This window comes from Alteromonas sp. S005 (assembly GCF_036864475.1).
Classification (GTDB): domain Bacteria; phylum Pseudomonadota; class Gammaproteobacteria; order Enterobacterales; family Alteromonadaceae; genus Alteromonas.
Genome location: NZ_JAZETN010000010.1, coordinates 114,261 through 133,744 on the forward strand (window position 1 = coordinate 114,261; position 19,484 = coordinate 133,744).

Consider the following 19,484-nt stretch of genomic DNA (forward strand, 5'->3'; position numbering starts at 1 on the left):
TGGTGTTGTTAAGCATTTGTCAGCTTTTCTTCAAACCATTCTACTGCAGCATCTTCAGGAATAGGGTGTTCTAGCACATCGATGTATAGCGCGTCGGTAATTAACGTGCCACCTGCGTTTTTAATATGCTTTTCCATTTCTTTTGCGCCGAAACAAAAGGTGTCGTAGCTGGTGTCACCTAGCCCAATAACGTAGGCGTTAACTGAGCTTAGATCAGCATTTTCTAGCTGTTTTGCAAACGGTTGGATATTGTCAGGTAATTCGCCTGCACCATGTGTTGACGTACACACGATCCACGTTGATTCTGTTTTAATCTCATCCAAATTTGGTTCAGCATGAATAGTGTGAGTGTGCCCGCTTGCATCAAGTTTTTCTGCAATGGCATCTGCCACATATTCTGCTGCGCCTAACATGGTGCCAACGATGATTTCAAAATGCTTGCTCATTATTGGGTTGCTTCTCTATTTACGATTGTCGTCTTAATATAAGTGCGGCTTATCCCGTAGGTTATCTACCATCTCACTTAACACTTTATTGGTTACGCTATTTACCGATACAAAACGATGAAAAAATCTTTCCAAGCAGATCGTCTGATGTGAATTCACCGGTTATCTCACATAGTGCCTGGTGCGCCAAGCGCAATTCTTCAGCTAATAACTCACCGGCCATGGCGTCATGTAGCTGCTGTTCACCAGTGCTCACATAACTGTAGGCTTGATCAAGTGCATCTATATGTCTTCTACGCGCAATAAATTGGCCTTCAGTGGTCGTATCAAAGCCCATGGTTTTTGCCAGATGTGCTTTTAGCGTGTCGACGCCACTACCTTCTTTGGCAGATAGGTTGATAACCGAGATATCTCCTTGTTCTGTTGCAACCGAACTCTGTCCGATATCAAGGGTACTTAGATCGGCTTTATTGCGTACCACGGTAACGGGGATGCCTTGTGGCAATCTGGCCATAAATTCTGGCCAAATTTCATAAGGGTCGATAACGGCGGTTGCGGTAGAATCCACAACAAATAACACATGGTCAGCTTCATTAATGGCTTGCCACGCACGCTCAATACCAATTTGTTCCACTTTATCTGGGCTTTCTCGAAGTCCCGCAGTGTCGATAATGTGCACCGGCATACCATCAATGTGAATATGCTCTTTAAGCACGTCTCGTGTGGTACCAGCAATATCAGTAACAATGGCACTATCTCGCCCAGCTAAGGCATTTAATAAACTCGATTTACCCGCATTAGGCCGCCCCGCTATAACCACCTGCATACCTTCGCGCAGCAAGGTGCCTTGTTTAGCTTGTTCGCGCACTTTAGTAAGACTTTGCATGATGGCGCTCAAATCACCCGATACTTTCCCATCAGACAAGAAGTCGATTTCTTCTTCAGGAAAATCAATAGCGGCTTCTACGTACATACGAAGGTGTACAATTTGGTCAGATAACGTTTGAATTTGTGTGGAAAACTCACCCTGTAGTGAACGAAGCGCACTTTTCGCTGCCTGTTTCGAGCTTGCATCAATTAAGTCGGCAATCGCCTCTGCCTGAGCAAGGTCTAATTTATCGTTTAAAAAGGCTTGTTCACTGAATTCACCCGGATTGGCTAAGCGAGCATGACCAGTAGCAAGAACGGCGTCAATCAACATGTCCATCACGACTTGACCGCCATGGCCTTGAAGTTCTAGTACATCTTCACCAGTAAACGAATTCGGGCCTTTAAAAAACAGTGCTATGCCTTGGTCTATTACGCTTTTGTTGGCGTCAACAAACGGCGTATAGGTTGCAAGACGTGGTGTTAGAGCGCTTGGTACTAACGCCTCTGCGATGGCTTTAGCCTTAGGACCTGAAACACGCACTATGCCTACGCCGCCACGACCGGGCGCTGTCGCTTGTGCGGTAATAGTGTCGGTAGAAAGGGTGAGTGATTCCATAATTAGTCGCGGAAGTTCTTAAATTGGAAAGGTTGACCTAAATTCGATTCTTTTACGAGTGCAATTACTTGCTGTAAATCATCGCGCTTTTTACCAGTTACGCGAAGCTCTTCACCTTGAATGGCGGTTTGCACTTTAATTTTGGCGTCTTTAACCAGCTTTACAATTTTCTTTGCCGTTGGCTGTTCAATACCTTCTTTAAACGCAATGGTTTGGCGATAAGTTTTACCGTGAGCGTCATAAGGCTTCACATCCATCGAAGAGGTGTCTACATTGCGCTTAGACATCGCCGTTCTGAACATACTTTCCATTTGCTGAAGTTGGAATTCAGCTTCGGCTTTCATAACTACGGTTTTATCTTTGTACTCAAAGCTGGCGTCAATGCCGCGAAAGTCAAAACGCGTGGATAGCTCTCGGCTTGCGTTTTCGGTGGCGTTACGAACTTCTTCCATATTGATTTCTGAAACAATATCAAATGATGGCACAGGTTAATCCTCTATCTTTTAAGACAAAACAGCCCGCATAGGCGGGCTGTATAATTTATTGATCAGCGTGTTATTTATTGCTGATGCCCCGCTTCTCCATGGAAGCATAAATCATTTTGGCTTGAACCAAGGTAATCACATTACTTACTAGCCAGTATAGTACCAGACCCGCAGGGAACCACAGGAAGAAAACACTCATTGCTACCGGCATCCACTGCATGATTTTTTGCTGCATTGGATCAGTAATGGTGGTCGGCTGAAGCTTTTGCAATAGGTACATACTTGCGCCTGTTAGAATAGGCAGTACAAAATATGGGTCCTTTGTAGAAAGGTCAGTGATCCAAAGTACAAAGTCTGCATGGCGTAGTTCAACACTTTCCATCAGAACCCAGTAAAGGGCTAGGAAGATAGGCATTTGCAGAAGAAGGGGTAAACAGCCGCCCATCGGGTTTACTTTTTCTTTGCGGTAAAGCTCCATCATGGCTTGTGACATTTTCTGTCTGTCATCGCCAAAGCGGTCTTTTAGCTGCTGCATCTTAGGCGCTAGGTTGCGCATGCGCGCCATTGATTCATATTGCTTCTTGGTTAGCCAGTACATTGCGCCTTTCACTACAATAGTGATAAGGATAATTGCTACACCCCAGTTATTAACTAAGCTATGCAGGAACGTAAGCAGGGCAAACAGCGGTTGTGAAATCCAAAATAGGATGCCGTAATCAACAGTCAGATCTAAACCGCGAGCAATCTTGGCAAGCTTATCTTGGTCTTTCGGGCCCATGTAAAGGGTAGACGCAATAGTTTTAGTTTCACCAGGGGCAACGCTTTCAGAAGGCGATAATACACCGATTACTGCATACTGATTTTTAAGGTTACGCGAGTAAAGTGTATTGGTTTGCTCTTGTGAAGGTACCCATGCTGACACAAAGTAATGTTCAAGCATGCCAACCCAACCCGCTTTTGTGGTTTCACGCAGCTTCTCATCTTCTATATCGTCAAACGAGTACTTTTGATAACGATCGTCTTCCGTTGAATAGGCAGCCCCTCGGTACGTTGGCATAAACATGTTGCCGTCGTCTTCAAATTCCATCACTTGCTTAAGCTGTGCATACGGCTGAACCGTTGCCGCGCTGCCGGTACCATTTTCAACGCTATAGCTTACGTTTACGTCGTAGTGACCTTTTGTAAAAGTGAAGGTTTTGGTGATAGCCAAGCCCTGATTGTTTTTCCAAGTAAGAGGAATAACAAGGGTGTCGCCCGTCATTTCATAGAATTCGCTTTGCGCGTTATAGACAGGGCGGCCACTGCTGCTTGCATCAGGCCCTTGAGCACCGATTAGGCCACTTTGCGCTACATAAAGACCGTTGCCAGAACGAAGCAGGCTGTAAGGAATGTCTGAACCTTGCTCTACTGGAAACTTAAGTAAGTCTGCTGATACTACATCACCGCCTAACAAATCGATGCGTAAATCTAGCGTATCGGTTTTTACTTCAATAATACGGTTTGTATTTTGCGCCGCAGCAATAGGCTGTGCAGCGGGCACGCTATCACTGCTAGGTACATCTTCACTACCATTGTCATCAAATGAAGGTACACCTTGTGATGTTTCTTGCGTTTGTTGTTGCTCAACAGGCACAACTGGCTGCGGCCCATAATCTTTTTGCCATGATTGCCAAAGCAAAAAGCTAACTAGCGCTAGGCCAATTATCAGAAAACTACGTTGCGATTCCATAGAGGTCTCTTTATTTTGAGTGTTTATCTTGTTGTTTTTCCGGCACTGGATCATATCCGCCGGCATGCAAAGGGTGGCATTTTAATATGCGTTTAATAGATAACCAACCGCCTTTTACTAATCCGTGTGTTTTTAATGCGTCTATAGCATACCAAGAACAAGAAGGATGGAAACGACATCGTTGCCCTAATATAGGGGAAATGAACCATTGATAAAATTTTATCAAGGCCAAAGGCACAGCAATTAAGAGTTGCCGCAACGCTTGTTTAATTTTTTCCATAGCTTGTCCAATGTAGCGAAAACTTCTTGGTTGCTAAGGTTGTCAGCGCCTGACTTACCAATAACGATAATATCGACATTGGGTAAGTTGTGCTGCTTGTGCCGAAAACTTTCTCTGACTAATCGCTTCAATCGATTTCTATCGTGTGCTTTACGGATACGTTTTTTCGCAAGCGTAATACCCAAACGAGGATTAGAGAGTGTATTTTTTCTAGCTAGAACAGTAAAAGAGGGGGATACAGCAGGGGTTGCGTCATCAAACACATAGGTAAAGTGGGTGGGAGTTAACAGACGTAACTCCCTTGAAAAATTATTCTCACCCACTTTTGGCGTCTTTCTAATTAAGCAGAAAGACGAGCGCGGCCTTTTGCACGGCGAGCTGCTAGTACTTTACGACCATTTTTAGTCGCCATACGAGCACGAAAACCGTGAGAACGCTTGCGCTTTAGATTGCTCGGTTGAAATGTTCTTTTCATGACCAAAGTCTCACTTATATTTAGTTAAACATAGGCGTTTTTGGTAACACATTATACTGTTGCCAGAACAATGTGGTGTTTTCACCAGAAAAGCCCATCGAAAAAGGACGCTGAATTCTAGAGATCTCGGGGCCTGCTGTCAATGCATATTCTCGCTTTTCGGACGAATAAGTGAACAATTTATGCTGTTTTTTGAACGATAACACTGTTTTTTACACAGTTTACTTGTGAATAACGCATGAGATTGGCCTAGGTTATCCACAATAAATTGTGTAAAACGTTACGCTAAGTATAATTTGCAAGGTGATCTAGCGGTTTTTATATTGAAATTTAGAATGATTTTTTCTTGTCATAGTTATATTTGATCTAAAGCTTAACCGACAATAAATCAATAGCTTATGTGTTTGATCGAAAAGATCGATCGAGATCGCCATTTACATTATGTTGATAACGTAAGATAATCCACAGCGAATAAAATGAAAACTTAAATTTCTCGCTACTACTCTACACCTCCAACGCTATTTTCTTCTAATGGCTCGCCCTCAGTGCCTGCTATTCTTTGCTTGGCTATCAAAAGGTGATTTTTTGGCGAGTTACGGGAGCTATTAACGTACCATGTCCTTGTGGAACCAATGTCTTGAAAGATTGCGTCAAGAACTACCTACGCAACAATTTAGTATGTGGATACGACCGCTTGTATGTGAAGAGCAGGGCGGTGTTGTAGCACTATACGCTCCTAATCGTTTTGTGCTTGATTGGGTAAGAGACAAGTATCTAAACAATATTACGGGTCTGCTAAGAGAATTTGCTGGAGCTGACGCACCCCAATTGCGCTTAGAGGTAATGAGTCGCAATAGTATGAATCGTTCTCAGCCGGCTGCGAGTAGTGCCTCTGCTTCAGTATCTACTACAAATAGTGATAGCTACACCAACAGTTCCACGACAGCGAGTTCGCCGTATCAGGGGACTAATGCAAACTACAATTCACAGCAATTCACTAATCGCAACAATGAGAATCTGGGTCAGCACTCGTCGCATGAACGTCAACCGTCTCTTTCCCACAACAGTAACCCGGCGATGGGATCTAACAGTGCTACTCACTTTAATTATAAAGAGCAAAACCAGGATCTAGGTGCTTATTCACAGCAAGCTGATCGCAATAATGCGGTTTCAAAAAATATAGATCCTAATGGTCAAAATCATTACGGAAATCATGCGCCACGATCGTCAACGCCGCCAAAGGTGATCCCGATCCCTGAAGCGATGAAACATAAAAGCAATATTAATCCGACGTATCAGTTTGATAATTTCGTCGAGGGTAAATCTAACCAACTAGCACGCGCGGCGGCGACTCAAGTTGCCAATAATCCCGGTGGCTCTTATAACCCATTGTTTATCTATGGTGGGACAGGTTTAGGTAAAACTCACTTATTGCATGCGGTAGGCAATGGTATTGTCGCAAACAATGGCGATGCCAAAATTGTTTATATGCATTCTGAGCGCTTTGTACAAGATATGGTTAAGGCGCTTCAAAATAATGCGATAGAAGATTTCAAGCGTTTCTATCGAAGCGTCGATGCCCTTCTTATTGATGATATCCAATTTTTTGCAAACAAAGAGCGTTCGCAGGAAGAGTTTTTCCATACGTTTAACGCGCTTTTGGAAGGTAACCAGCAAATTATCTTGACCTCTGATAGATACCCCAAAGAGATCGATGGGGTAGAAGATAGATTGAAGTCGCGATTTGGTTGGGGCTTAACTATTGCTATTGAACCACCAGAGCTTGAAACCCGTGTCGCAATCTTGATGCGTAAAGCAGCTGAAAACCGTATTCACTTACCCAACGAAGTTGCATTCTTCATCGCTAAACGTTTGCGCTCGAATGTACGTGAGCTAGAGGGTGCACTAAACCGAGTTATTGCAAATGCAAATTTCACGGGCCGCCCTATTACCATTGATTTTGTACGTGAAGCCCTACGCGATTTATTAGCGCTTCAAGAAAAGTTGGTAACTGTTGATAATATTCAGAAAACTGTCGCTGATTATTATAAGATAAAAGTAGCTGATATTTTGTCTAAACGCCGCAGTCGTAGCGTAGCACGCCCTCGCCAAGTAGCGATGGCGCTGGCTAAAGAGCTAACTAATCACAGCTTGCCTGAATTAGGAAATGCGTTTGGTGGGCGAGACCATACTACCGTTTTGCATGCGTGCAGAAAAATAGAGCAGCTAAGAGAAGAAAGTCATGATATAAAAGAGGACTATAAGAACCTCATTAGGACTTTGTCTTCCTAACAACACGACTTTAGAGGCGAGATAGCACTGCGATGAAATTTTCTATAAGCCGCGAACAATTTTTACAACCCCTACAATTAGTGTCAGGTGCTGTTGAGCGTCGACATACATTGCCAATTCTTTCTAACGTTCTCATTAAAGTTAGTGAGGACGCACTTTGGCTTACCGGCACAGATTTAGAGGTCGAGCTAATTTCTAGCATGAAGCTAGAGGGAGAATTTACTGAGGGTGAAATTACTGTTCCAGCTAAAAAGCTATTTGATATCATCCGCGGTATTTCTGAAGGAACAGACATTCACTTCTCATTAGACGGAAGCAAGGCGCTTATTCGCGCCGGTCGAGGTCGCTATACGCTCTCTACGTTATCTGCTAACGATTATCCTAATCTTGAGGATTGGGAAGGTGAGGTTGAGTTTGAATTATCTTGCAGTGACTTAAAACGCCTTATCGACGCGACTAGTTTCTCTATGGCGCAACAAGATGTGCGCTACTACCTAAACGGTATGTCGCTAGAAACGGAAGAAAATATCATACGTACCGTTGCCACTGACGGTCACCGTTTAGCACTTTGCCGTTTGAACTATGAAACTGCGTTACCGTCTCGCCAGGTGATTATTCCTCGAAAAGGGGTATTAGAAATTTCTCGTCTTATTAGCGAAGATGACAAATCGCTAAAAGTACAAATTGGCGCCAATCATCTACGTATATTCTCAAACGATTTTATTTTCACTTCAAAACTAGTGGATGGTAGGTTCCCAGACTATCGCCGTGTTTTACCCCAAAACGGCGACAAGGAAATTATTGCCAGTAAGGCGGTACTCAAAGAAGCATTTTCGCGAGCTGCCATCTTATCTAATGAAAAGTTCAGAGGCGTACGTTTGAACCTCTCTTCAGGTGAACTCAAAATAACCGCTAATAACCCAGAGCAAGAAGAGGCTGAAGAAATAGTTGATGTTCAATATCAGGGCGATGATTTAGAAATAGGTTTCAATGTTGCCTATCTTATAGATGTATTGAATGCGTTGGGCTCCGATGGCGTAAAAGTAAGTCTGTCTGATTCAAATGCGAGTGCGCTTATCGAGGATGATGCAGATGACGCTGCGTTATATGTAATTATGCCAATGCGACTCTAGTTTTCTTAATAAAAGTATTTGCACCTTTTCTTATAACGATTTTTATTTTGTTATTTACATATCCAATCCAAGAAGCGATAAGTTTAGTTATTTATCGCTTCTTTTTTATTTTTAGTGTGGCCTCATGAAACTGGACCGCATCCAGATTACTCAGTTTCGTAATCTTACCTCCGTAACGCTTTCTCCTTCACCATCCTTAACAATAATTAAAGGTGCGAATGGCAGTGGGAAATCATCACTAATTGAAGCGCTTTACTATCTAGGTTTTGGTCGTTCTTTTAGAACGAATAAACACAGCTCAGTTATTCAGAATGGGAAAGACAGCTTTAGCGTTTTTGCCTCCTGTAAATCTGAGGCAGGTGAAATGCTGAAGTTAGGCTTTCAAAGAAGTAGAAACGAAACATTTACCTGTAGTATTGATGGCGAACACTCAAATAAATTGTCTGATTTAGTTAGTTTAGTTCCCATTCAACTTTTCACACCTCAAAGTACAGACCTCATCATAGGCTCGCCATCTGAACGTCGTCGTTTTTGTGATTGGGGTTTGTTTCACGTGGAACATCAATTTCAGTCTATTGCTAATCAGTATGGTAAATTTCTTAAACACAGAAATGCACTACTTAAACAGCAAGCAAACTTGTCCGCACCACAAAACCAGTACTGGGAAACACAGTTCGCTGAGCTTGGCGAGACTTTAACTCTAACACGACAAGAATATGTCGATAGACTTACACCAATTTTTAAACAGTATGCAGAAGAATTTCTTCCAAACTTTGATGTGGAATTAAGTTACTATAAAGGGTGGGAAAAAGATGTCGCTTTATCAGAAAGCTTAGTTAAAAAGCGCGAGTATGATGGTAAAATAGGACATACCTCTTCTGGGCCTCACAAAGCTGATTTAAGGCTTAAAGTGAATGGTGTTAACGCCCAAGAGCTTTTATCGAGAGGACAGCTTAGAATGGCTGTGGCTGCACTACAAATGTCACAGACCAAGCTATTCAACTCGGCAACACAACGAAAAAGTATATTTTTACTTGATGATGTGGGTGCTGAGTTAGACGCAGATAAGAGAGAACAATTTATTGATGGGTTGCTCGAAATGGACACGCAGGTTTTCGTTACTGCAATTGAGTCCTCGCAACTCGCATTTATACAAAAATACAACGAAAAGAAAATGTTTCACGTGGAACATGGAAGCGTGAAAGAGGAGTAAAAGCTAGTATGTCAGAAGAGAACAACTACGACTCGTCCAGTATTAAAGTACTTAAAGGATTAGATGCAGTAAGAAAGCGTCCGGGCATGTATATCGGTGATACTGATGATGGCACCGGACTACACCACATGGTATTTGAGGTGGTCGATAACTCTATCGATGAAGCACTGGCGGGACACTGTTCTGAAATAACTGTGCAAATCCATAGTGATGGATCAGTTTCTGTGTCTGACGATGGACGAGGTATCCCTACAGAATTGCACCCTGAAGAGGGCGTGTCTGCAGCCGAAGTTATAATGACCGTGCTTCACGCTGGCGGTAAATTTGATGACAACTCATACAAAGTTTCTGGCGGTCTTCACGGCGTAGGTGTATCGGTAGTAAATGCACTTTCTAGTCGCCTAAAGCTGCGTATTCGTCGTGCTGGCAAAGCCCATGAACAAGAATATCAACATGGTGTTCCACAGGCGCCACTTGCAGTTACTGGAGATACAGATAAAACGGGAACAATGATTCGTTTCTGGCCAAGTTCTGATACGTTCACAGATACACTGTACCATTACGATATTCTTGCTAAGCGCCTTCGCGAACTTTCATTCCTAAACTCCGGTGTTTCAATTCGTTTGAAAGACGAACGCGACGGTAAAGAAGACCACTTCATGTACGAAGGTGGTATTCAAGCTTTCGTCGAATATTTGAATGAAAAGAAAACACCAGTACATCAAAAAGTATTTCATTTCGCGAGCGAGCAAGAAGATGGCATTGCTGTGGAAGTTGCAATGCAGTGGAACGATAGTTTCCAAGAAAACGTATTCTGTTTTACCAACAATATTCCACAGCGAGATGGCGGTACTCACTTAGCAGGTTTCCGTGGAGCGTTGACGCGTACGCTGAACAACTATATGGAAAAGGAAGGCCTGAATAAAAAGGCTAAAACCAATGCCAGTGGTGACGATGCTCGTGAAGGTCTTACTGCTGTAATTTCAGTAAAAGTACCCGACCCAAAATTTAGCTCACAGACAAAAGATAAGCTTGTATCTTCTGAAGTTCGTCCTGCAGTTGAGTCTGCGATGAATGAAAAGCTCGCAGATTTCTTATTAGAAAACCCAGCTGAAAGTAAGATTATTGCGGGTAAGATTATTGATGCTGCGCGAGCGCGTGAAGCAGCCCGTAAAGCTCGCGAAATGACACGCCGTAAGGGCGCATTAGATTTAGCCGGTCTGCCAGGTAAGCTTGCTGATTGTCAGGAAAAAGATCCTGCACTAAGCGAACTATACATAGTGGAGGGTGACTCTGCGGGCGGTTCAGCTAAGCAGGGGCGTAATCGTAAGAACCAAGCTATTTTGCCGCTTAAAGGTAAAATCCTTAACGTTGAGAAAGCACGTTTCGACAAGATGCTTTCGTCACAAGAAGTTGCAACACTTATCACGGCATTAGGCTGTGGTATTGGTCGTGACGAATATGACCCAGAAAAGCTACGCTATCACAGCATTATTATCATGACCGATGCTGATGTAGATGGCTCTCACATTCGTACGCTTCTACTAACATTCTTCTATCGTCAAATGCCTGAAATTATCGAGCGTGGTTATGTCTATATTGCGCAGCCTCCGCTTTATAAAGTGAAGAAGGGTAAGCAAGAGCAGTATCTAAAAGATGATGACGCTTTGACTAATTACCTTACAGGTATTGCAATTGATGGCGCATCGTTACACACCAGTGACGAGGACCCAGGGATCAGCGGTGTTGGGCTAGAAAACCTTGTTAAGCAGTACCAATCGGTAGAAAAGATGATTGCTCGTATGAAGCGCAAAATGCCTTCAGCTATTCTTTACCGCATGCTGTACACACCTACGCTAAATCTAGAAGACTTAAAAGACGAAGCGGCTCTAGAGCATGTAGCAAAACACTTCGTAGAACAGCTTACAGAGCGCGAAAATGATGGTGCTACATACCGCTATGAAATCCGTACTGATGCTGAGTTGAGCGAATACTACATCACGATCATCATGCGTATGCACGGTATCGATTATGAGTACATTATCGATCACGAATTCATCGAGTCGTCTGAGTACCAGCGTCTGAAAGAGCTTAACTTAGCTATTAATGACATGATGGGTGCAGACGCTTACATTAAGCGTGGTGAACGTAAACAACCTGTAGAGTCTTTCAAAGACGCTTTAGATTGGTTAATGAACGAAGCGAAACGTGGTCAATACATTCAGCGCTATAAAGGGTTAGGCGAGATGAACCCGGAGCAGCTTTGGGAAACGACCATGGACCCTGAAAGCCGTCGTATGCTTCAAGTTACTATTGAAGATGCTATCGGTTGTGATCAATTATTTACAACGTTAATGGGTGACCAAGTAGAGCCGCGTAGAGAATTTATCGAAGCGAATGCGCTTAAAGTGGAAAACTTAGATGTTTAGATAAACGTTTATCAAGTTTGAGAAACTGTTAAAAAGCGACCGAACTTATGAAGTGACCCCCAATAGTTGGACTATCCAATTACTGGGGGTCTTTTTAATACAGTTAAGCAAAAATATGTAATGATGAAGCATCAATGAATTTCTAACACTTCAGTACTTGCTATATAAAGAAAGGATGTCTTATGCGCTTACTTCTCACATTATTATTCTTATCAGTTATTGCAGGCTGTTCAGAGCGTAACGATATTACCGATTCTCAAATTCGATATAACACGGCGATTAACGAACATAATAGTATTGTTTCGAAAGCGAACAACTACTTAGATAAGAATTTAGCTGGCGATTTACGGCTCGATATTGTTCACCTTATATATGCAAAGGAACTTGTTCACCATGCAGAAAAAGTGCTTGAGCATGCGAAAATCACAGGTATTAAATCAGAAAAGTTAAGTGCCCTTACTACACGGCTAAGTACATACGATAAAGATGCACAACGCTTGGCTATTGAACTACTCAATGCCTCCTTGAAAAAAACGCTTGAGTTTAAAAAGACGGTAAATGACATGCCTTTAGCACCTGTAGGCGGCGCATCACTTCACAGCAAATCAATGATTGATTACTTGGGTGAAGAGTACAACAACTCATTGGATAAATGTTGTTTAAAACCGCTGAAAAATATTGAGATTTTACTGAGAGGGATGAGAGATGACACTGCTTGGGCGATAAGAAAGAAAATAGTAAACGTTGAAATCCAGCTGTCTCACGTTTTAACTAATAATGAATATCAAAAAGATTACGCCAAACAGCTTATGACCCTAAACGAGGCTTTAGCTGCTTACTAATAAAAAAAGGATTTACAATGAAGAAGTTACCTATAAGCATCATGCTTGCTGCGGGGTATATAATATCTCAGGCTAGTTTTGCACAATCCAATCTTACTAAAGCAGAGATAACTTATGAAAAAAATTGGCGTACTCTCGAGCAAAAAATCATTTTGACCCAGGAATTTAAGACAAGAATAAAAACAAAATCTTTGCAGTTTGATTTCTCTGTTTTGGAAACAACTGGAAGCCATCTCCCTGAACAGCCTGAAATAGCGTCCTATAATATTTCTCTAGAAGAGGGGGTATTTGGCGTTAAAGCCGGCATGAAAACTATAGATGCATTTAAGATACTTGGTGTGCCGACGTCGGAAGTAGCTTTAAATGATAGTGACGTACTCTATTCTTTTGGAAGAAACCTTTGGCTTGTTGCAAAAAATGACAAAGTACATATCGTCACTAATAAAAATAATTGGATATCAAGCACATTAAAAAGCTTAATTGCTTTTGATGAACGCAATCTAAACAGCTGGAAAATAGACGGGCATATTGAGCGGCTTGCGACAAAACAACAAGTAGTAGAGTCCTTAGCTGGAGAATTTATTGAAGATGCGAAGTTCCGACTCAATGCAGACTCAAATGATATAGGTCTCGAGATAGACTTTGTGAGAGACACCTTTTCAGAAGGTGCTATGTTAGTTGTGAATGAATTTCGTTATGGAAACCTGACCGATAATGTCAAGATTGACGCGAACTACATCAACGACAATACTCAGGGGCGTTACGATACAATCGACGATATGATTCGCGAAAACACAAAAAATAATAAACCAACGTTAATTTCAGACTTATCTTTTTATCCAATTTTTACAGCATACGGGACGGAAAAACAGAAAATCTATGCTTACGATAATCATTTAATTTTGATAGCTGATGATGAGGAAATAAAAAAAATCTATATCGCAGAAACACTTTTTTATAACACGAATTCACACGCTAAGTGGAAATTTGGAAATATTTATGTCCATCAAGTGAGTGATGAACTCGCCGATAAATTCGAAGGTGAGGTGTTTGGCGTGGATGATTATTGGGAAGTGTATACGGATGCTTTTAAATATGATTTCTACTTTAAGAAAGACAATAACACGCTAGTATTAGACGAATTAGCGATAGAGATATATTAAGCGACACCTATTAAATCTCTAACCAATGGCAACTTTACTGCTGGGTAACACTATGTAATACCTTAAAAAGTAATAGGCATTGCACCTGAGGCAATAGTGCTACCCCTAGCAGGTTATACCTTACTAACAACCAGGGCAACTTCCCCCGCGCTCGCTGGTGTTGCAGTGAAGCGATAGGTTCCCGTGGAAGAGGGGGTGAACTGTAGGTTCTCTGAGCCCTGCTCACAAACTAAATAAACGGTAGAGCCTAACATTACAGGCTGACCTTTATATTTGCCGCCACAGCTCTGTGAAGGCGTCCATTTTGCATCTGATAACCTGAAATCGTAAGGTTGACCATCAGCAATGAGTTCTACGTCTACTGTCCAACCTGAATCTGAGCGTTTAAACCTATAAGCTGCATCGGCTTCCCACCAGTTAAAGACGCCCCTTAGAAACATGTTTTCAAACTGAATACGTGGTACTTCCGGTGCTATTTCTGGGATCTTAAAGCTTCCACTGCTTGAGCACGCCGACAGGGCTATGCACATAGAAGCTATAGTTAGTAACTTTTTCACAGTTTCTCCCTTTATAAAAAAGCCCAACGTAAAGGTTGGGCTTTCATTTATTGCAGTATTAAACCGCATTAACGTTGACTAGCCTTATGACTTCGCAAGAATTGAAATATCCGCGGTAGTAAGGAAAAGTTGCCTTAAAAGTGATAGTAAAGCAAGTCGGTTATTCTTCACTGCTTCGTCATCTGCCATAACCATTACGTTATCGAAGAAGTTATCGATTACATCACGTAAGGTTGCAAGTGCCGAAAGAATGCGTGTGTAGTCATGCGAAGGTAGCGCGCTATCCACGTCTTTTTGTGCAACTTTTAACTCAGCATAAAGCGCTTTTTCAGCATCTTCATTTAAAAGTGACTCATCAATGTTAACCGAATTAGTCACATCTACTTTTTGCTTGGCAAGAATGTTTGCTACGCGCTTATTAGCAGCAGCTAACGCTTCTGCCTCTTCTAATGCTTTGAATTTATCTACCGCATGAATACGGGCAAGGTAATCAGATGGCTTGGTAGGGCGACGAGCTGCTACGGCTTGAATAATGTCAGTGGCGATAGCTTGATCTTGTAGAAGGGCATTGAAGCGACCTAATACAAAATCAACAACCTGCGTTTGTGTTTCGGCATTTGTTAATTTATCGCCATATACCTCGATTGCTTTGCTTACAAGTGTTTCAAGGTCTAAAGGCAGCGATAGCTCGGTAACAATACGTAAAACACCGATGGCTGCACGACGAAGCGCAAACGGGTCTTTATCACCTTTTGGCAACTGGCCAATACCGAATATACCAACTAGTGTATCAAGTTTGTCAGCAAGGGCTACCGATGCGCTTACGCCAGAGCTAGGAAGTGCATCACCTGCAAAGCGCGGCATGTACTGCTCGTATAAGGCTTCAGCTACAGGCGCGTCTTCGCCGTCGTTAAGCGCATAGTATTTGCCCATAACGCCCTGAACGTCTGGAAACTCCATAACCATGTTCGACATTAAGTCTGTTTTAGCTAGAAGACCTGCTCGTGCTGCCTGTGCTTCATTCGCATCAATTTGTGATGCAATGAATGCCGAAAGAGAAGATATGCGCTCTGACTTTTCTTTAAGCGTACCAAGTTGCTTTTGAAACAAAACAGTTTCTAAGCTCTCAAGGCGACTTTCTAACGTTGTCTTTTTATCGCTGTTAAAGAAGAACTCAGCGTCTGCTAGGCGAGGGCGGATAACCTTCTCATTACCTGAGATAACTTGAGATGCGTCATGGCTTTCGATATTTGTTACAAACAAGAAGGTATTAGAAAGTGCGCCATCACTGTCAAGCAGCGGCACATACTTCTGGTCGTCCTTCATAGTGTAGATTAATGCTTCTTTCGGCACTTCTAAGAAGCCCTTATCGAATCCTGCTTGGAGTACTACAGGCCACTCTACAAGAGAAGCAATTTCCTCAAGCAGCTCTTCATTGTAATCTGGCTTAAGAGATAAGTTTTTGGCTGCGTCTTCAAGTTGCTGACGAACTTTATCTTTACGCGCTTCAAAATCTGCTAGTACATATTGTTGCTCTAAGGCTGAGGCGTAGTTGTCAGCATGATCAAGCTCAAATCGGCCTTCGCCGTGGAATCGGTGACCTTGCACAACGCGATCGCTTGTTAGGCCCAACACTGAAACGTTAACCACTTCACTACCATAAAGCACACAGAGAGTATGAACGGGGCGAATAAACTGAGTATTATAGTTACCCCAGCGCATAGGCTTTGGAATAGGTAGCTTGCTTACGGCTTGATTAATCAAACCTTCTAACAACTCAGCAATTGTTTGACCAGGCACATGTGCTTTATGAAGTAGCCACTCACCTTTATCTGTAACCAAACGTTCCGCATCAGAAACGTCTATACCGTTACCGCGTGCCCAACCTTGTGCTGCTTTGGTGGGGTTACCGTCAGCATCAAATGCGGCGGATACAGCTGGGCCTCGTTTCTCTACCACTTTATCAGCCTGACCTTCAGCAAGGCCTGAAACGTAAACAGCTAAGCGGCGAGGTGCTGCAAACCAGCTAACTGAGTCAAAACTTAAGTCGGCTTGGCTGAGCGCTGCTTCAAATTGTGTGGCGAAGGCTTCGCCCAAAGACTTAAGCGCTTTTGGTGGTAACTCTTCAGTACCTAATTCAACTAAACAATTTTCTGTACGCACGCTTATGCCTCCTTGTTACATAGTGGGAAGCCTAATGCTTCACGTGCTTGGTAATAGCTCTCTGCACACGCTTTGGCAAGCGTACGAACGCGAAGAATATAGCGCTGGCGTTCTGTTACTGAAATAGCATGACGTGCATCAAGCAAGTTAAATGCGTGTGAGGCCTTCATGACCTGCTCATAAGCAGGAAGTGGAAGGTTGTTTTCGATAAGCTTCTTACTTTCTGCTTCACACTCATCAAAGGTTCTAAATAGCGCTTCAACATTGGCGTGTTCAAAGTTGTAAGTAGACTGCTCCACTTCGTTTTGATGGAATACATCACCATAGGTGACTTTGCCCATTGGGCCATCAGTCCAAACTAGGTCATAGATACTATCTACACCTTGAACGTACATAGCCAGTCGCTCTAAGCCGTAAGTAATCTCACCAGTAACAGGCTTACATTCAAGGCCGCCTACCTGTTGGAAGTAAGTGAACTGAGTCACTTCCATGCCGTTTAACCATACTTCCCAACCTAGACCCCACGCACCAAGCGTCGGTGATTCCCAGTTATCTTCCACAAAGCGAATGTCGTGAACCAGCGGATCAAAACCTAACTCTTTCAAAGAGCCCAAGTACAACTCCTGAATATTGTCAGGTGAAGGCTTTAGCATTACTTGGAACTGATAGTAATGCTGTAAGCGGTTTGGGTTCTCGCCGTAACGACCATCGGTGGGTCTACGGCATGGTTGAACATAGGCGCTACTCATTGGCTCTGGACCTAAAGAACGTAGGAATGTCATGGGGTGAAAAGTACCTGCACCCACTTCCATATCCAGAGGCTGAATAATAACGCAGCCTTGACGCGCCCAATAATCTTGAAGCGCAAGGATCAACCCTTGAAAGGTCTTAATATCGTATTTCTGCATACATCCGCTGCTTATTAGTTAACTGACTTAAAATTAAGGTGGGATAGTATACAATTTGTGAGGCATAGTATGTAGGTGTAAAGGGCGAAAAAACGTCACGAATAAAGGCAATATGCCACTTCACAACAAGGATTTAATCTTTAGCCATGCCCAATCAAATAAAAACAGAACGAAACACGCCATTACACCGATGCGGTTGGGTGAGCAATGACCCTGTTTATCTGGCTTATCATGACAACGAATGGGGCGTACCTGAGCTAGATAGTCGAGCGCTGTTTGCTAAATTATGCCTAGATGGTCAGCAGGCTGGCTTGTCGTGGTTAACTATCCTTAAAAAACAGCGGAATTTTGAGCAGGCATTTCACCAGTTCAACCCTGAGAAAATAGCGATCATGGGCCCCGCTGATATCGAGAGGCTAATGCAGGACAGCGGTATAATCAGAAACAAGCTCAAAATAGAGTCTGTTATTAAAAATGCTAAAGGGTTCTTGGCTATAGAAGAAACTCAGCCATTTAGCGAGTTTATTTGGCAATTCACAGGCGGACTTACTGTAATAAATGCGTGGGATGACTTTAAGCAAGCACCAACCTCTACGGACGCATCGAAAGCGATGTCAAAAGCATTAAAAAAGCACGGGTTTAATTTCGTTGGTGAAACGATTTGCTACGCATTTATGCAAGCTGTTGGAATGGTTAATGATCATGAAGTAGGGTGTCACTGTTATCAGCGTACCTGTGACTTGGCGATAAAGTGATATAGAAAGCGTCGCAAAGATCAAATATGGGTAACTAAGCGATAGAAAGCAGAAACAAAAAAAGACCGAGCACATAATCATGTTCGGTCTTTTTTATAAAGTCTAACGCTTTTGTTTTACGTCGTAGCGCTACTTTCTACTGAGCGCTCATCAGAGTTTCACAGTATGCTTTGAGCGGTGGTAATTCATCCAATACCTTAGATTCGTATTCAGACTCAATTTGCTCTCGTGCGATATCCTGTTTCCTTCGCTCATTCTTGGGAAGTTGTTGTCTTGCTTCTAAAATCGCAAAGCCACTGATTTCGGTGAAAAGCGCATGAACTTGCGGATACTGCGCTTTAAAGTCAGGTGGTGAATTAATAGGAAGTGCGTTAAGCAAGTTAACGATGCGAATAACACCTTCGGATAAATCACACTGTTGTTGCTCCATCGCTTTAGCAATCACTATGATGCTATCAGTGATATTCGCAATGCGAGATTGCCTCGCCGCTTCCTGTCGAGCTTTCTGCTGTTTTAGCATAAACAGCAATTTGCCCGCGTAAAAGCCAAGCCCAATGATGATTAGTAGCGCAATGCCTGAAAGTACTGCCCAAAGCATAACGTTTTCCTGTTTCTATTAATGCTTAAAGTCGTCGATGTTAATAGCGTCTAAATCGTTAAACGGATCCATATCGTCGTCTTCATCATCGTCGTCTTCTACTATACCTAACAGGTCACAAAGAATGCGATGGCGCGCCATTTTTTCGTCTACATAAGCTTGTTGCTCGCGACTAAGCGGCTTGTCATCATCAAGCTTATCAAGTAAATCTGTTAAGCGTTGATCTGCTTCTAGGGCCGCCAACTCTTGGGCTGGAGTTGCGTACTTTTTCTTTTGAGTAGGGGTTGGCGTCACTGCTTTAACAAGCTGAATGGGCTTTTTACTGCCGTGGCGCGGATCTTTATTCTCAGCACTCTTTTTACCCGTCACTTTTTTCTGTTCAACGTTGTGGCGATTACCAGCGGGCTTGCCCTTGTGCTTTTTAGGGCGAGGCGAGTCTGATTTACGGTTTTCGCTAGGTTTAAAGTCAGGGTCTTTACGAACGCCGATTTGACCGACTTTACGTGATTTCTTTGAACGTGCCATAATTT

The 19,484-nt window shown here is 42.8% G+C and carries 19 protein-coding genes; 7 read left to right on the plus strand and 12 right to left on the minus strand.

Features of this window, described 5'->3' with window-relative positions:
* Positions 1-8: 8 nt before the first annotated feature.
* From mioC to rpmH, 7 genes are all read right to left on the minus strand, one after another.
* Positions 9-446 carry an FMN-binding protein MioC gene (mioC, locus tag V7R55_RS12880; protein ID WP_334059817.1) on the minus strand — a complete coding sequence of 146 codons (438 nt, stop codon included), beginning with the start codon at positions 444-446 and terminating at the stop codon, positions 9-11.
* Positions 447-543: 97 nt separating this feature from the next.
* Complete coding sequence (mnmE, locus tag V7R55_RS12885; RefSeq protein WP_334059818.1) at positions 544-1,932, minus strand: tRNA uridine-5-carboxymethylaminomethyl(34) synthesis GTPase MnmE; 1,389 nt, start codon at positions 1,930-1,932, stop codon at positions 544-546.
* A 2-nt stretch (positions 1,933-1,934) separates the two neighbouring features.
* Positions 1,935-2,417 carry a YajQ family cyclic di-GMP-binding protein gene (locus tag V7R55_RS12890; protein WP_118491035.1) on the minus strand — a complete coding sequence of 161 codons (483 nt, stop codon included), beginning with the start codon at positions 2,415-2,417 and terminating at the stop codon, positions 1,935-1,937.
* 70 nt (positions 2,418-2,487) lie between these two features.
* Positions 2,488-4,146, minus strand: coding sequence for a membrane protein insertase YidC (gene yidC, locus V7R55_RS12895; RefSeq protein ID WP_334059819.1), 1,659 nt, complete (start codon positions 4,144-4,146; stop codon positions 2,488-2,490).
* A gap of 10 nt (positions 4,147-4,156) precedes the next feature.
* Positions 4,157-4,405, minus strand: a complete 249-nt coding sequence (gene yidD / locus V7R55_RS12900; protein ID WP_205422076.1) for a membrane protein insertion efficiency factor YidD — start codon at positions 4,403-4,405, stop codon at positions 4,157-4,159.
* Complete coding sequence (rnpA, locus tag V7R55_RS12905) at positions 4,390-4,749, minus strand: ribonuclease P protein component (RefSeq protein ID WP_334059820.1); 360 nt, start codon at positions 4,747-4,749, stop codon at positions 4,390-4,392. Before rnpA ends, yidD begins: the two co-directional genes overlap by 16 nt.
* Positions 4,750-4,766: 17 nt before the next feature.
* A complete protein-coding gene (gene rpmH / locus V7R55_RS12910; protein WP_014290886.1) occupies positions 4,767-4,901 on the minus strand; it encodes a 50S ribosomal protein L34 in 135 nt (44 codons plus the stop codon).
* A gap of 615 nt (positions 4,902-5,516) precedes the next feature.
* On the opposite strand from rpmH, the gene dnaA reads away from it, so the two are divergent.
* The 6 genes from dnaA (at position 5,517) to V7R55_RS12940 (ending at position 13,973) form a co-directional block, all read left to right on the plus strand.
* Positions 5,517-7,193 carry a chromosomal replication initiator protein DnaA gene (gene dnaA, locus V7R55_RS12915; RefSeq protein WP_334059821.1) on the plus strand — a complete coding sequence of 559 codons (1,677 nt, stop codon included), beginning with the start codon at positions 5,517-5,519 and terminating at the stop codon, positions 7,191-7,193.
* A 32-nt stretch (positions 7,194-7,225) separates the two neighbouring features.
* Complete coding sequence (gene dnaN, locus V7R55_RS12920; RefSeq protein WP_334059822.1) at positions 7,226-8,326, plus strand: DNA polymerase III subunit beta; 1,101 nt, start codon at positions 7,226-7,228, stop codon at positions 8,324-8,326.
* A 124-nt stretch (positions 8,327-8,450) separates the two neighbouring features.
* Positions 8,451-9,539: a DNA replication/repair protein RecF gene (recF, locus tag V7R55_RS12925; protein WP_334059823.1), complete on the plus strand. Its 1,089-nt coding sequence runs from the start codon at positions 8,451-8,453 to the stop codon at positions 9,537-9,539.
* A gap of 8 nt (positions 9,540-9,547) precedes the next feature.
* Positions 9,548-11,968: a DNA topoisomerase (ATP-hydrolyzing) subunit B gene (gene gyrB, locus V7R55_RS12930; RefSeq protein WP_334059824.1), complete on the plus strand. Its 2,421-nt coding sequence runs from the start codon at positions 9,548-9,550 to the stop codon at positions 11,966-11,968.
* 182 nt (positions 11,969-12,150) lie between these two features.
* Positions 12,151-12,810, plus strand: coding sequence for a hypothetical protein (locus tag V7R55_RS12935; protein ID WP_334059825.1), 660 nt, complete (start codon positions 12,151-12,153; stop codon positions 12,808-12,810).
* A gap of 17 nt (positions 12,811-12,827) precedes the next feature.
* Positions 12,828-13,973 (plus strand): hypothetical protein, encoded by a 1,146-nt coding sequence (locus V7R55_RS12940; protein ID WP_334059826.1) that lies wholly within the window; start codon positions 12,828-12,830, stop codon positions 13,971-13,973.
* A gap of 113 nt (positions 13,974-14,086) precedes the next feature.
* On the opposite strand, the gene V7R55_RS12945 is transcribed toward V7R55_RS12940, so the two are convergent.
* From V7R55_RS12945 to glyQ, 3 genes are all read right to left on the minus strand, one after another.
* On the minus strand, positions 14,087-14,530 hold the full coding sequence (locus tag V7R55_RS12945) for a hypothetical protein (protein ID WP_334059827.1): 444 nt from the start codon (positions 14,528-14,530) through the stop codon (positions 14,087-14,089).
* A gap of 84 nt (positions 14,531-14,614) precedes the next feature.
* A complete protein-coding gene (glyS, locus tag V7R55_RS12950) occupies positions 14,615-16,693 on the minus strand; it encodes a glycine--tRNA ligase subunit beta (protein WP_334059828.1) in 2,079 nt (692 codons plus the stop codon).
* Positions 16,694-16,695: 2 nt separating this feature from the next.
* Positions 16,696-17,601 (minus strand): glycine--tRNA ligase subunit alpha, encoded by a 906-nt coding sequence (gene glyQ, locus V7R55_RS12955; protein WP_014947716.1) that lies wholly within the window; start codon positions 17,599-17,601, stop codon positions 16,696-16,698.
* Between the two features lie 146 nt (positions 17,602-17,747).
* Between glyQ and V7R55_RS12960 the strand changes: the two genes are divergently transcribed.
* Entirely contained in the window at positions 17,748-18,356 is a 609-nt protein-coding gene (locus V7R55_RS12960; RefSeq protein ID WP_334059829.1) for a DNA-3-methyladenine glycosylase I, read from the plus strand.
* Between the two features lie 136 nt (positions 18,357-18,492).
* Here the strand turns inward: V7R55_RS12960 and V7R55_RS12965 are convergent, their stop codons facing one another.
* Entirely contained in the window at positions 18,493-18,954 is a 462-nt protein-coding gene (locus V7R55_RS12965) for a DUF2489 domain-containing protein (protein WP_334059830.1), read from the minus strand.
* Positions 18,955-18,972: 18 nt separating this feature from the next.
* Complete coding sequence (gene yihI, locus V7R55_RS12970; RefSeq protein WP_334059831.1) at positions 18,973-19,479, minus strand: Der GTPase-activating protein YihI; 507 nt, start codon at positions 19,477-19,479, stop codon at positions 18,973-18,975.
* Positions 19,480-19,484 lie beyond the last annotated feature (5 nt).